This window comes from Rhodanobacter sp. Root179 (genome assembly GCF_001428465.1).
GTDB lineage: Bacteria > Pseudomonadota > Gammaproteobacteria > Xanthomonadales > Rhodanobacteraceae > Rhodanobacter.
In genome coordinates this window covers 324,606-338,450 of the sequence record NZ_LMHR01000088.1, presented here as the reverse complement: position 1 = coordinate 338,450, position 13,845 = coordinate 324,606, and the positions used below count along the sequence as shown (strand labels likewise).

Annotated in this window: 11 protein-coding genes; 1 reads left to right on the top strand and 10 read right to left on the bottom strand. The window is 67.1% G+C overall.

Annotation, left to right across the window (positions count from 1 at the left end; all coding sequences use genetic code 11):
- Positions 1–99 precede the first annotated feature (99 nt).
- The 5 genes from ASD82_RS16690 to ASD82_RS16670 form a co-directional block, all read right to left on the bottom strand.
- Entirely contained in the window at positions 100–1,575 is a 1,476-nt protein-coding gene (locus tag ASD82_RS16690; RefSeq protein WP_056718919.1) for a Do family serine endopeptidase, read from the bottom strand.
- Positions 1,576–1,766: 191 nt separating this feature from the next.
- Positions 1,767–2,459: a sigma-E factor negative regulatory protein gene (locus ASD82_RS16685; protein ID WP_056718916.1), complete on the bottom strand. Its 693-nt coding sequence runs from the start codon at positions 2,457–2,459 to the stop codon at positions 1,767–1,769.
- The gene (gene rpoE / locus ASD82_RS16680; protein ID WP_007805322.1) at positions 2,456–3,049 is read right to left on the bottom strand and encodes an RNA polymerase sigma factor RpoE; all 594 of its coding nucleotides are present in this window, start codon (positions 3,047–3,049) and stop codon (positions 2,456–2,458) included. The genes ASD82_RS16685 and rpoE overlap by 4 nt, the downstream gene beginning before the upstream one ends.
- Positions 3,050–3,264: 215 nt before the next feature.
- Positions 3,265–5,835, bottom strand: a complete 2,571-nt coding sequence (locus ASD82_RS16675) for a bifunctional diguanylate cyclase/phosphodiesterase (protein ID WP_056718915.1) — start codon at positions 5,833–5,835, stop codon at positions 3,265–3,267.
- 12 nt (positions 5,836–5,847) lie between these two features.
- The gene (locus tag ASD82_RS16670; protein ID WP_056718912.1) at positions 5,848–6,342 is read right to left on the bottom strand and encodes a hypothetical protein; all 495 of its coding nucleotides are present in this window, start codon (positions 6,340–6,342) and stop codon (positions 5,848–5,850) included.
- Positions 6,343–6,645: 303 nt separating this feature from the next.
- Between ASD82_RS16670 and ASD82_RS16665 the strand changes: the two genes are divergently transcribed.
- Positions 6,646–8,727 (top strand): 3-hydroxyacyl-CoA dehydrogenase NAD-binding domain-containing protein, encoded by a 2,082-nt coding sequence (locus tag ASD82_RS16665; protein WP_056718909.1) that lies wholly within the window; start codon positions 6,646–6,648, stop codon positions 8,725–8,727.
- Between the two features lie 72 nt (positions 8,728–8,799).
- Here the strand turns inward: ASD82_RS16665 and ASD82_RS16660 are convergent, their stop codons facing one another.
- From ASD82_RS16660 to ASD82_RS16640, 5 genes are all read right to left on the bottom strand, one after another.
- Entirely contained in the window at positions 8,800–9,384 is a 585-nt protein-coding gene (locus tag ASD82_RS16660; protein WP_056718907.1) for a DUF2058 family protein, read from the bottom strand.
- Positions 9,385–9,420: 36 nt separating this feature from the next.
- The gene (locus tag ASD82_RS16655) at positions 9,421–9,645 is read right to left on the bottom strand and encodes a SlyX family protein (RefSeq protein WP_007805312.1); all 225 of its coding nucleotides are present in this window, start codon (positions 9,643–9,645) and stop codon (positions 9,421–9,423) included.
- Entirely contained in the window at positions 9,642–10,985 is a 1,344-nt protein-coding gene (locus ASD82_RS16650) for a UDP-glucose/GDP-mannose dehydrogenase family protein (RefSeq protein WP_056719173.1), read from the bottom strand. Before ASD82_RS16650 ends, ASD82_RS16655 begins: the two co-directional genes overlap by 4 nt.
- Before the next feature lie 166 nt (positions 10,986–11,151).
- On the bottom strand, positions 11,152–11,901 hold the full coding sequence (locus ASD82_RS16645; protein WP_056718905.1) for an FKBP-type peptidyl-prolyl cis-trans isomerase: 750 nt from the start codon (positions 11,899–11,901) through the stop codon (positions 11,152–11,154).
- Positions 11,902–12,093: 192 nt separating this feature from the next.
- Positions 12,094–13,842, bottom strand: a complete 1,749-nt coding sequence (locus ASD82_RS16640) for a cation:proton antiporter (protein ID WP_056718903.1) — start codon at positions 13,840–13,842, stop codon at positions 12,094–12,096.
- Positions 13,843–13,845: the final 3 nt, after the last annotated feature.

The following is a 13,845-nucleotide window of genomic DNA, read 5'->3' as shown; positions in this document are numbered from 1 at the left end:
GCCGCCGTCAGGCGATCGGGCAAGCAGCGTCACCCCGCCCCGGGATGACGCCGGTCGATGGTGGCCGGTCCGTGCCCGCCGAACCGGCCACCGGTGCACCTAACGATCCGCCGGCACCGTGAGCCCCACGAAATTGCTCTGCTCGCCCCGGCGCACCAGCAACAGCACCGTGCTGCCCGGCTTCACGCTCTTCGTGGCGGCCTCGAACTCGGCCACGCTGCCGACCTTCTGCTGGTTGACCATGGTGATCACGTCGCCGGCACGCAGGCCGGCCTGCGCCGCCACGGGGCCGGTGATGTCGTCGATCACCACGCCCTGCCCCGCCTTCAGTCCCAGCTGACTGCGCGTGTCGCTGTCGATCGATTGCACGGTCAGGCCCAGCGCAGCCGAACCGGCCTGGCTGGACGACGTCGCCGAGGCCAGGTTGTTGACCGCGTTGCGATCACGCTTGGCCTCGCTGATGGTCACGTCGAGCGTCTGCTTCTTGCCGTTGCGCAGGATTTCCACCGGCACCTTGCTGCCCGGCCTGGTCATGCCGACCAGCGGCGGCAGGTCCGAGGCCTGCTGCAGTGGCTGGCCGTTGTAGCTCAGGATGATGTCGCCAGGCTGGATGCCGGCCTTGGCCGCGCCGCTGTCCGGGCTGACGTCGACCACCGCGGCACCCGCGCCATTGTCGAGCTTGAACGCCTTGATGATGTCGTCATTGACCGGCTGCATGGTCACGCCCAGCATGCCGCGCGAGACGTAACCCTTGGACTTGAGCTGCTGCACGGCGCTCATCGCCACATCGATGGGAATCGAGAACGACACGCCGAGGTAATCGCCGGTGTTGGAATAGATCTGCGAGTTGACGCCCACCACGCGGCCCTGCAGATCGAACAGCGGACCGCCGGAATTGCCCCGGTTGATCGGCACGTCGGTCTGGATGAACGAGGTATACGGCTGGTCACGCTGGCCCAGATTGCGCCCCACGGCGCTGACGATGCCCTGGGTCACCGTGTAGTCGAAGCCGAACGGCGAACCGATCGCCAGCACCCACTGGCCCGGCTTCAGGCTGCGCGAATCGCCCAGGTCCACCGCCGGCAGGTCGCCACCGGCATCGACCTTGAGCAGGGCGATGTCGTAGGTCGGGTCGGTGCCGATCACTTTCGCGGTCAGCGTGCGCCGGTCCTGCAGGCGCACGGTGACCTTGTCCGCGTGATCGACCACGTGGTTGTTGGTGAGGATGTAGCCGTCACGGGAAATGATGAAGCCCGAACCCAGCGAGGTGTGCTTCTGCTGCTGCGGCGAGGGCATCATCGGCATGCCGAAGAAGCGGCGCAGGATCTCGGCTTGCGGATCATCGGGCCCGCCCTGGCCGGGCATCATCCGCGGACCGCGCCCGCCATAGCTGTCGGGTTGTTCGCCGGTGTACTTAGCTTCCACGTGGACGACGGCCGGCGCGTTCTTCTGCACGATGCCGGTGAAATCCGGCAAGGCCGCCGCGCTGCCCGGTGCCTGCGCCTGCACCACGCCGACACTGGCGACGCCCAGCAAGGCGCAGCACGCCAGGCTGCGCAGGATGGAATGATTCATGGCTCCTCCTCAGGTTGACTCAAGCCGGACCGGCCTGAAATGGACTGGATGGTTCCGAAATGATTCCCGGCAAGCTACCGAGGCCCGCGCATTCCGCAGGCCGTCCCGCGCATGGCAGCGGCCGGCCCTTGCGGAACCCGGGTGGTGGCGTGCATCGAAAACGGGCCGCGGGAACGACACGCGGACCCGAGCTATTGCGCGACGGCGGATGCCCTGCGCGACGCGTCGTCCGGCGCGGAGATCCGCTGCTGCTCCGGATCGAGCAGCAACAGGTAGCTGCCGTCGTTGTTTTCCAGCGTGCGGTAACGCGGCATCGACGGGTAGCCCGACAGCCGCCGTGCATAGTTCGACGGGCTCTGCCCGAACGGCGAGCCCAGCGTGGCCGAGGCCTGCTGGCTGAGCAGGCCAGCCGAATTGCCGCTGAGCCACGGTGGCACGGCCGCAGGCGCGGTCGGCTTGGCCGCCGCGGCCAGGCTGGTGACGGTGCTGGTCTGACTGGTTTTGGCCGAGGCGGTGACTTGTTCCAGCTCACTGCTCGAGCGCGGCTGGCCGACCATCAACGCGGCGGCGGCCACGCTGGCGGCGATCGCGCCACCCGCGGACCAGCGCAACCAGTGATGGCGCCGGGCGGGAGTCGCGGTGACCGCGGCCGCTTCCTGCTCGATCGCGCGCATCACGCGGTCGGCAAAGTCGGCGCTGGCCACGGCCGGGAATTCCCGGCGCAGGCTGTCGCGCGCCACATGGTAGGGAGACCAGGCGGCCTGCAGGGAAGCATCGTGGTCGAGACGGCGCAGCAGGAACCGCAGCTGCTCCTTCGACAACTCGCCATCGATGCCCGCGGAAAGACTTTCCCGGGTGTCCTGATTCATGCCTGCCTGATTCATGTCTGATCCTCGCGGTCCGACAAAAGTGGCCGCAGTTTTTCGTCGATCGCCTCGCGTGCCCGAAAGATGCGCGAACGCACCGTACCGATCGGGCAGCCCATCGCTTCGGCGATTTCATCGTAGCTGAGACCATCCACTTCGCGCAGCGTGATGGCGGTCCGCAGTTCTTCGGGCAACGCTTGGACAGTGGAAAACACGGATTGTTCAATTTCCTGGCGCATCAGCTCGCGCTCGGGCGTGGCGCTGTCGTGCATGCGCTCGGCGCCGGCCATGAACTCGGCGTCGTCGGCGTCGATGTCGCCCGAAGGCGGCCGACGCCCCATCGCCACCAGGTGATTCTTGGCGGTGTTCACCGCGATCTTGTACAGCCAGGTGTAGAAGGCGCTGTCGCCCCGGAACGAGCCGATGGCCCGCCAGGCGCGGATGAAGGACTCCTGGGCGATGTCCTCGCATTCGGCATGGCTGCGCACGTAGCGCGAGACCAGCCCGATCACCTTGTGCTGGTACTTGCGCACCAGCAGGTCGAAGGCCCGCCTGTCTCCCTGCTGGACACGCTCGACCAGCGCGCGATCCAGTTCGTTTTCGCCCATCCGGGCCGTATCCGTCGTCAATGCCGTCATCCGCTGCGGGAGCTTGTTTTGAACTGAACGCGGCGCTCAGACCACGGCCCGGCGCCCTAGTTCACCTGGAACATGAAGTAGCAGGCCCCACCTTAACGCACAGCCCGTTGGCTGGTTGTCATGCCGGATGCGCCACCCCGACCCGTGACGGGTATCGGTCAGTAATGGGGGCGCTGGCAGTCCACTCAAGCCAGCTCGGCCGCGCGCCCTTCCAGCAGGCGCTGCCGCTCGGCCAGCAGCTTGTCGAAGCTGATCGGCGGCAGCGGGCGGCAGAACAGGTAACCCTGCAGCTCGTCGCAGCCGTTCGTGCGCAGGAACTGCAGGTGCTGCTCGATCTCCACGCCCTCGGCCACCACCGCCCGGTTCAGCCGATGCGCCATCTCGATGGTGGCCCGCACGATCGCCTCGTCATCCGGGTCCACCCCGATGTTGCGCACGAAGCTCTGGTCGATCTTGATGCGGTCGGCGGGCAGCCGGCGCAGGTAATCCAGCGACGCGGCGCCGGTGCCGAAATCGTCGATCGCGATATGGCAGCCCAGCCGGTGCAGCGCGTTGAGGTTCTCGACCAGGTTGGGCGCTTCCTTGATGCTGATGCTTTCGGTGACTTCCATTTCCAGCAGGGTCGGATCCAGCCCGGTATCGCGCAGCACGGCCGCGACCGTGTCCAGCAGGTGCGGCTCCATCAACTGCACCGCCGACAGGTTCACTCCCAGGCGCAGGCGCAGGCCGTAACGCTGCTCCCACTCTTTCGCCTGGCGGCAGGCCGTGCGCATCACCCATTCGCCGATCGAGACGATCAGGCCGGTTTCCTCGGCCAGCGGGATGAACACCGCCGGGCTGATCATGCCCAGTTCGGGATGTTCCCAGCGCACCAGCGCCTCCATCCCCACGATGTCCTCGGTCTCGGTATTGACCTGCGGCTGGTAGACCACGCGCAGTTCGCCATTGCCCTCGGCGTGGCGCAGGCGGGTCTTCAGCGCCATGCCATGCTGCTGGGCATATTCCGGGCTGATCTCGTAGATCTGGAAGGTGTTGCGGCCCTGGTGCTTGGCCGCGTACATCGCCTCGTCCGCGTGCTTGAGCAGGGTCGCCGCGTCGCCGGCGTCGTCCGGGAAGAAGCTCAACCCCATCGACGCGGTCACCTGCAGCTCGGTGCCGTCCTCCAGGTACAGCGGCGTCTCCATCACCTGCACGATTTTCTCGGCCACCCGCATCACGTCGTCGTTCTTGACGATGTGCCGCAGCACGATGGTGAACTCGTCGCCGGCGTAGCGTGCCACCGTATCGGAGGCGCGGATGCTGCCGCACAGGCGCTGGGTGACCGTGCGCAATACCTGGTCGCCGGCCGCGTGGCCGTAGGTGTCGTTGATCGCCTTGAAGCGATCGAGGTCGACGAACAGCACGGCGAAGCACTCGCCGTTGCGGGTGGCCTCGCGGATGATCGTTTCCAGTCGATCGTTGAACAACAGGCGGTTGGGCAGGCCGGTCAGGGCGTCGACGAGGCCTTCGGCGCGGCCCTGCTCGCGGGTGCGGCCCAGCTCCAGCATCTGGGCGAAGCGCGCGACCGCGCAGCGCAACACCGGTTCGATGATGCTCATCTCGCCGAAGCCGCGGCGCGTGCCCGCGAGCATCGCGCCCAGCACGGTATGCCTTTCGTCGTACAGCGGAAGTCCGGCGAAGCCGGCCAGTTCGAGCTGTTGCAGCAGCGGGTCGATCGGCGCCAGGCGCTTGGCATCGGTGCGGTACAGGATCGACTTGCCGGCCAGCACCAGTTGCAGCGAACTCTGCAATTGCGCCGGCGGCCAGGCCACATCCTCGCCACTCCACAACTGCAGCATCTGGTTGGGCGCTTCCGCCCCTTCGTGCCGGGCCGACCAGACAGCCAGGTAGTCCAGCCCCAGCTCGTCGAACAGCAGGCGTCCGGCAGCGCTCTGGGCGTCGACGCCGCTGGTCGAGGCAAAAATGCGCGACAGCAATGACAACGCCGCCTCGGCCCGGAGGTCGGCGCGATCGCTGCGGAACATCAGCGCCAGCGCGTCACGCCCGGCATGCCGGATGCGCCGCACGCTGGCCTGGCCGGTGTCCGCGCCTTGCGCCGACTTGCGCTGGCACGGGTACCAGTTGCGGTTGGCCTCGGTCAGCACCTGGCTGATCGCGATGCCTTCGAAGCGCAACACCTGGGCCAGCGGCAGGCCCTGCCACTGGTCGACGTGGATGCGGCTGTGCCTGCCCACGGTGGGACTGACTTCAAGCAGGCGGCCGCTCTGCGCGTCGACGATCAGCCATTCGCCTTCGCCTTCCTCGAAGGTGAAACGGTAGCCATCAGGCTCGACCATCGCTTCGGGCACAGGCGGCAGCACACGCGCACGCATGCCTTCCGGCGCCAGCGAACGCCGCCAGCGGGGAATGAGTTCGTCGGAGATGTTCCAGGCGGAAAGCCAGTCGGCGATGCCGGGCGGAAGGTCCGCCGGCCCGAAGGTCGCCTCGTCCGCCAGCACCACGATCAACGGCGTTTCGGCCGCACCGGGCAGGTGTCGCAGTTGTTCGCAGGCGTGGCGTGCCTGCTGCGCGTCGCCGGCAAGCACGATCACCAGCAACTGCAGGGGCGGCAACGGCGGCCGCCCCTCGAGCAGGATCGCCGCGTGCGGGACATCGCGCGCACTGTAGATCTGCGGGTAACCCGCCTGGTCGAGTGCGTCGAACAGGTTGCGCCGCAGTTCGCGCTGCGCTGCGACCACCAGGATGCCGGAGTTCATCGTGTCCTCGCCTCAGACCAGCCAGCGGCCGTCACGCAGGCGCAGGCGCCGGGGCTGGCTGTCCTGGCTGCCGATGTGCGTCGCCAGGTCGCCCAGGTGCTCGGTCAGCGCGGCGGGCGCGTCGATCAGGACCACTCGGCGCAGATGTCCCTTGGGGGCGCGCGCCAGCTGGCGCAGCAGGGTGCCGTCCATCGCCGACAGCGGCAGCTCGAGTCCGAGCAGGAAGTACACGCCGAAGTGCATGCTCTGCTGCATGTAGCGCAGCGCATTGCCCAGCCGCTGGCAATCCGGCACGCGCACGTGGGCGTCGCGCAGGCTGCCCAGTCCGGTATCGGGCTGCCACAGGTAGACGGCCTGGCCGGTATGCCGCGCGATCGCGCGAAACTGATCGATCAGGGCGTGCACGTCCTGGCTGTCCAGCACCACCAGGCCGCTGGGTGCGGCCAGGATGCGTTCGAAGATCTCGTTGCCGGCTTGCACGGGAACGGAGGCGATTGTCGAATTCATTGCGTCCCCGTGCGGCGGCGGTGAAGCCATGGAGTCAGCCAACCCGCGACTGCCTGGATGAATGATGGGAACGAGCCCGCTGGTTGCCACGTTGACCGGAGTGCGTCGGATCATCCCTGTCCCTGCCCATTCGCCGGTCGTCCCGTGACCTGCACTGCCGTAGCCCGTAGCAACCTCGGTGCCAACGGATGATGGCCGATTTCACACCGGCACCGGCGCACGGTCAAGCAGATGTGTCACATCTCGCAATCATGGCGTCGGGACGGTATGGTTCAGGCCTCCTCCACCACACCGTATCGACCCATGTTCGAAGGACTGCGCTTCAACCACTGGAAGACCAGCGAAAGCGAGGATGGCATCGTCACGCTGACCCTGGATCGCGCCAACAGCAGCGTCAACGCGATTTCCCGCGCGGTGCTGGACGAACTGGAGCAGATCGTCGAGCGCCTGGCCATCGAGAAGCCGGCCGGTGTGGTGATCCACTCGGCCAAGGCGTCGGGGTTTGCCGTGGGCGCCGACATCAAGGAATTCGTCGAGTACGCGAAACACGACACGGTGCTGGAGAACATCGAGCACGGCCAGCGCGTCTACGAGGCATTGGCCCGCCTGCCCTGTCCCACCGTGGCTGCGGTGCACGGCGCCTGCATGGGCGGCGGCACCGAGCTGATCCTGGCCTGCCGCCAGCGCATCGCCGTCGACGACGAGAAAACGCGGATCGCCCTGCCCGAAGTGATGCTGGGCATCCACCCGGGCTGGGGCGGCACCGCGCGCCTGCCGCGCCTGATCGGCGCCACCGAGGCGCTGCCGGTGATGCTGACCGGCAAGGCCCTGTCGGCAAAGCGCGCCCTGGGCCTGGGCGTGGTCGACCGGCTGGCACGCCCGGACGAGTTGCTGAGCGAAGCACGCCTGCTGCTGCGCCGCCCCGCGACGCGGCCGTTCGCCCGCCGCGCCAGGGCCTGGGCCACCAATACCTGGCTGGCCCGGCAGATCCTGGCGCCGATCGTGCTGAAGCAGACTGCGGCCAAGGTGCGCAAGGAGCACTACCCCGCGCCGTTCGCGATGATCGAGGTGTGGAAGCGTGGCGGTTCCGGCATCAGCCAGCGGCTGAAACTCGAGGCACGCTCGGTGGCGAAGCTGGCGACCACGCCGACGGCGCAGAACCTGATCCGGATCTTCTTCCTGCAGGAACGCCTGAAGGGCCAGGGCGCCGGCGCCGACGCGCAGATCAGGCACGTGCACGTGGTCGGTGCCGGCGTGATGGGCGGTGACATTGCCGCCTGGGCTGCGTTCAAGGGCTTCGAGGTGACCCTGCAGGATCGCGAGATGAAGTTCATCCAGCCGGCGCTGGATCGTGCCCGCACCCTGTACGAGAAGAAGCTGAAGTCCGCCGACAAGGTCGAGGCGGCGATGCAGCGCCTGCGCGCCGATGTCGACGGCAGCGGCGTGGCGGCGGCCGACCTGGCCATCGAGGCGATCTACGAGAACGCCGAGGCCAAGGAGGCGTTGTACGCCACCATCGAGCCCCAGTTCCAGGCGGACGAGATTCTCGCCAGCAACACCTCCAGCATCCCGCTGGACGAACTGCGCAAGAACCTGGCCGCGCCGCAGCGCTTCCTGGGCCTGCACTTCTTCAATCCGGTGGCGCAGATGCCGCTGGTGGAAGTGGTGCGGCATGACCGGCTCGATCCGCTGATCGAGAAACGCGCGCTGGCATTCTGCAAGGCCATCGGCAAGTTGCCGGTGGCGGTCAAGGGCACGCCGGGGTTCCTGGTCAACCGCATCCTGATGCCCTACCTGCTGGAAGCGCTGCGCCTGTACAGCGAAGGCGTGCCCGGCCCGGTGCTGGACCGCGTGGCGAAGAAGTTCGGCATGCCGATGGGGCCGATCGAACTGGCCGACACCGTCGGCCTGGACGTATGCGCATCGGTCGGCCGCGAACTGGCGCCGTTCCTCGGGCTGGAGTTGCCGCCGGGGCTGGACGACAAGCTGGAGGCCGGCAAGCGCGGCAAGAAGGATGGCCAAGGCCTGTATGTCTGGCAGGACGGCAAGCCGCAGAAACCCGAAGTACCCCAGGATTACGTGACCCCACCCGACCTGGCCGACCGGATGATCCTGCCGATGGTCAACGAGGCGATCGCCTGCCTTGCCGATGGCGTGGTGGATGATGCCGACCTGCTGGATGCCGGCGTGATCTTCGGCACCGGTTTCGCACCGTTCCGGGGCGGCCCGATCCAGTACACGCGCAGCGAAGGCGCCGACAAGCTCAAGGCAAGGCTAGAGGAGCTGGCGCAACGCCATGGCGACCGCTTCAAGCCGAAGAAAGGCTGGGACGATCCGACGCTGGCGCAAGGCGGCTTCGAGCTGTCGGCTTCCCCCAGCCACTGAACCTGACATGCCGCGTCACGTTCAGCAGAGAGCCCGGCGTGCCGGGCTCTCTGTCATGAGCTCATGCCGCCATCACCACATCAGGTCGTCCGGTACGCCATCGTCACCGATGCCGGACGCCGCCGGGTCGACCAGCAAGGCCAGCTGGTGCGCGTCGATGGCGCGGACCTGCTCGGCAATCTCGCGCGCCACCAGCAGATAACGACCACCGTGCTGGACCACGCCCAGCTCGCCGGCATTCAGCGCGGCAAGCTGCGGGGCATCCACATGCACCCGGCGGATCTTGCCGCCGTACTCGAAATTGCGCGGCTGGTCGGCATCGGCCTTGTTCAGCGCCTTGCCATCCAGCAACTGCTGGATCTTCTGCTTGCGCTCGCGGCGCAGCCGGGCCTGTTCGGCCGCCTCCTGCTCGATCTGCTTGCGCTCCCGCGTCTCGGTTTGCGCGCGCAACGCATAAGCCCTGGCCAGGTCGATGTCCTGCTGGCTGCGGCCGGCCGCAGGCGGCTGCGGCTTGGCGCCAGGCTTGCCACCGGGCTTGCCGCCGTGGCGCGCCGGCTTGCCGGGCGACGACGCCCGCTTCGGCTCACGGGGACGTTCGGGTTGAACCTGTTTGACGATGCCGCTCTTGAGCAGCTGATCGCGCAGGGAATCGGCCATGCGGTTATTCCGTGATCGTTGGATACAAGTTTTCGGTCAGTAATGCGGCGGCGGTGGTTCGTCGTGCGCGTCGCTGCCCTGGGCGACCCGCATCGATGCCATTTCGCCGCGCAGATCGCGCAACGCGCGCTCCAGCGCAGCGATCCGCTGCGACTGGTCGGCGTCCGCCGTGGTCAATGCCTGGACGGCTTCGTCGATGAAGGTCAGCTTGACCTCCATCTCGTCCAGCCGCTGCTCGAACATCGCACGCTGGTCGTTCATGGCGATGACTGCAGGCTGCGCCCGCGCCCGATGCCGTAATAGGCCAGCCCAGCCTCCTCCACCACCGCCGGATCGTACAGATTGCGGCCGTCGAAGATCGCCGGTTCGGCCAGCGCCCCGCGGACGGCGGCGAAGTCCGGGCTGCGGAATGCCTTCCACTCGGTGACTACGGCCAGCACGTCGGCACCCTGCACGGCTTCCATGGCGTCGCCGCACAACACCAGGTCCGCGCGATCGCCATACAGGCGCTGCGTTTCCGCGCGCGCTTCCGGATCGAACGCACGTACGCTGGCACCCGCTTCCCACAGCAGCTCCATCAGCCGCCGGCTGGGCGCCTCGCGCATGTCGTCGGTGTTGGGTTTGAACGCCAGGCCCCACAGCGCGATTGTGCGACCGACCAACTGGCCATCGAAGTGGCGCGAGATCAGCTCGAACAGCTTGCCCTTCTGCTGCCGGTTGACCGCCTCGACCGCGCCCAGCAACCGGGCGTCATAGCCGTAGGCATGGGCGGTGCGCTCCAGCGCCTGCACGTCCTTGGGAAAACACGAACCGCCGTAGCCGGCGCCCGGGTAGATGAAGCTGTAACCGATGCGCGGGTCCGAGCCGATGCCCTGGCGCACCAGTTCCACGTCGGCGCCCACCCGCTCGGCGATGTTCGCGATCTCGTTCATGAAACTGATCTTGGTGGCCAGCATCGCGTTGGCGGCGTACTTGGTCAGCTCGGCCGAACGCTCGTCCATCACCACCATGCGATCGTGGTTGCGATTGAACGGCGCGTACAGCTTGCGCAACACCGCCACCGCCCGTGCACTGGACGTGCCCACCACGATGCGGTCCGGGCGCAGGCAGTCTTCCACCGCGGCGCCTTCCTTGAGGAACTCCGGGTTGGAGACCACGTCGAATTCCACCGTCGCGTTGCGCGCCTTCAATTCACCAGCCACCGCCTCGCGCACCCGATCGGCGGTGCCGACCGGCACGGTCGACTTGTTCACCACCACGGCGTAGTGATCCAGGTGGCGGCCAATGGTGCGGGCCACGGCCTGCACGTATTGCAGGTCGGCGCTGCCATCCTCGTCCGGCGGCGTGCCCACGGCGATGAAGATCAATTCGGCATGCGCGATCGCCGGCGCCGCGTCGGTGGTGAAATCGAGCCGGCCGCCGGCATGGTTGCGGCGCACGATCGCCTCGAGTCCGGGTTCGAAGATCGGGATCTCGCCGTGCTTCAGGCGCTCGACCTTGCCCGCATCGATATCCACGCAAACCACCTTGTTGCCCATTTCCGCCAGGCAGGCACCGGTGACCAGGCCGACATAGCCGGTACCGAAGATAGTGACATTCATCATCGTGGTGACGATTCCCGCAAAAGTTGGACGTCCATTCTAACCGCCGCCGCGACCGCTTCGATCCGGTCACCGCGATTCCCGCAAACGCGAAGGGGCGCGAATCGCTTCGCGCCCCTTCGTGAAACTTGCGCCGGAGTCGCCTCCGGCAACTGCTTCGTGATGCTTACTTGCCGCCCGGAGCGGCGCCTGCCGGCGTCGGACCCGTCTTGACCAGGGTCACGTCGAAGATCAGCGTGGCGTTCGGCGGCATCGGCGGCTGCGGCTCGGCGCCGTAAGCCAGCGAGGACGGGATGAACAGCTTGTAATGACCACCGGTCTGCATCAGCTGCAGGCCCTCGCGGAAGCCCGGGATCACGCCAGCCAGCGGAATCTTGGCTGCGCCCGGCGGGTTGTGCTTGGCCGAGGCATCGAACACCTGGCCGTTGATGAAGGTACCGGTGTAGTTGATCTCGACCGTGTCGTTCGGACCCGGGCGAGCGCCCGTGCCCTGGCTGATCACCTGGTACTGCAGGCCCGACGCGGTCGTCTTCACGCCCGGCGCGCTCTTGTTCTTGGCCAGGAAGGCGTCGCCTTCGGCCTTGTTCTTGGCCGCCAGCTTGGTCATCTCGGCCTGGTACTTGGCCTGGATCTTGGCCATGAAGGCGTCGTGCACCTGCTTGGCTTCGGTATCGCTCATGGTCGGCTTCTGGCCGGACAGCGCCGCCTTCACCGCGTTGGCCACGGCGGTCGGATCCAGTTCGTCGCGCATGATCGGCGGAACCTGGGAAGCAATTTCCCAACCCACAACGTAGCTGGCCTTGGCCTTGTCGACGGTGCCGGCAGCGCCAGTCGTCTGGGCGGCAACGGAGGCCGTCATGCCCAGCGCAACGGCCATCGCGGCCGCCGTCAGCGTGGGACGCAGAAAGTGCTTCATTCGTAACTCCCTCATGTATGGATGTGCCGACACTGCCGGCCGGGCCCCCCCGATGGAGGCAGGCCTCGCATTGTGCGGTGCTTGTCAGATCTTGGCAACGATCGGGCGATCAGACCGTCATTCGCGATAAAGGTTCATTCCGGCACCCCGCTCGGGGACCCTCGCCAGGCCCGGCGGGAAGCTGCCGCGCCCTCACGGGCCGGGCTTTTCGAGGGTTTCCTTCAGGGCGGCCTGCAGCCGCGCATGCATTCTCACCAGACCTCGCCACAGCACCACCGCCACCACCACTACCAGCACCACCAGCGACAAGGCGATCCCGCGCGGCGGCAGGATCGCCGAACTGAGCCCGCTGACCAGCAGCGCCAGCGCCAGCAGCGTGACCAGCGGAATGACCCGCGCCAGCACGTTGCGAATCGCCTGCGTGTACGAACCCGCAAACCGCTCGCGGATGCCGAGTTCCGCCAGCACCATGCCCAGCGCCTCCGCCTTGCGATACACGGCGATCAGCATGGGCAGCGACAGGAACAGTGCACAGGCCCATATCAGGGTGTGGCGCAGTTCCCGATCGATGCCGAGCATCGAGAACCAGCTCCAGTTGTGCGCATTGACGTAGGCGCCGACGATGAACAGCGCCACCACCAGCAATACGTTGATGCCGATGTGCCAGAGCAGGCGCCGGAAGATGGCCGCGATGGCCGCATTCTCGTTGACCGGCTTGAGGTTCTCCAGCCAGCCGTTGTAGCTGCTGGCCAGCAGGATCAGCGAGCGCGGCGTCACCCGGCGCAAACCATTGGCCAGGCTCTCGGCGGACCGGTTCAGGTACGGCGACGCGGCCATGCACAGCACCGACACGGCCACCGCGATCGGATAGATGAAATCGCTGACCACGCCCAGCGACAGACCTAGCGTGGCGATGACGAACGAGAATTCGCCGATCTGCGCCATGCCCAGGCCCGAGCGCAGCGCCGTGCGCGGATCATGGCCCACGATGAAGATGCCCAGGCTGCAGGCCAGGGTCTTGCCGACGATCACCACGGCCGCGATGAGCAGGGCCGGCAAGGCGTACTGCAGCAGCATCGAGGGATCGATCTTCAGGCCGATCGCCACGAAGAACAGCGCCGCGAACATGTCGCGCAACGGCTCCACCAGATGCAGCACCCGCCCCACGCTGCGCGACTCGGCCACCACCGCGCCGGCCAGGAAGGCACCCAGCGCGACACTGAAACCCATCCACACCGCGAACAGGCTGGCGCCGAAGCAGATGCCCAGCACGCTGACCAGCAAGGTCTCGTCGCGATCGAAGCTCGCCACGTAATCCACCAGGCGAGGCAGCAGCAGCAGACCCAGGATCATCCCCACGATCACGAACAGGCCCAGGTGACCCACCAGGGCCAGCGCCGTGTCGGCCTGCACCGAGCCACCGATCGCCACCGCCGTGAGCAGGGTCAGCATCACGATGGTCAGCATGTCCTCGGCCACCAGCAGGCCCGTCACCAGTTGCGCGAACTTCTGCTGGCGCTGCCCCGACTCGGCCAGCGTGCGCGTGGCCACCATCGTCGAGGACAACGAAATGATCGCGCCGAGAAACAGCGCGTCCGTGCCGGACCAGCCGAACAGACCGCCGATGCCATAGCCGATCCACAACATCAGCCCCACTTCCGCGACCGCCACGGCCAGCACGCCGATGCCGACCTCGCGCAACTTGCGCACGCTGAATTCCAGGCCCAGGGTGAACATCAGCAGGACCACGCCGAGATTGGAAATGTCGTCGATGGCGCGGGCATCGCCCACCAGCACGCCCGGCGTATGCGGCCCGATCAGCACGCCAGCCAGGATGTAGCCCAGCAGCACCGGTTGCCGCATCCGCTGGAACACGATCGTGGTGGCGCCCGCCACGATCATCACGATGGCAAGATCACGAATGAAGCCGATTTCGTGCATTCA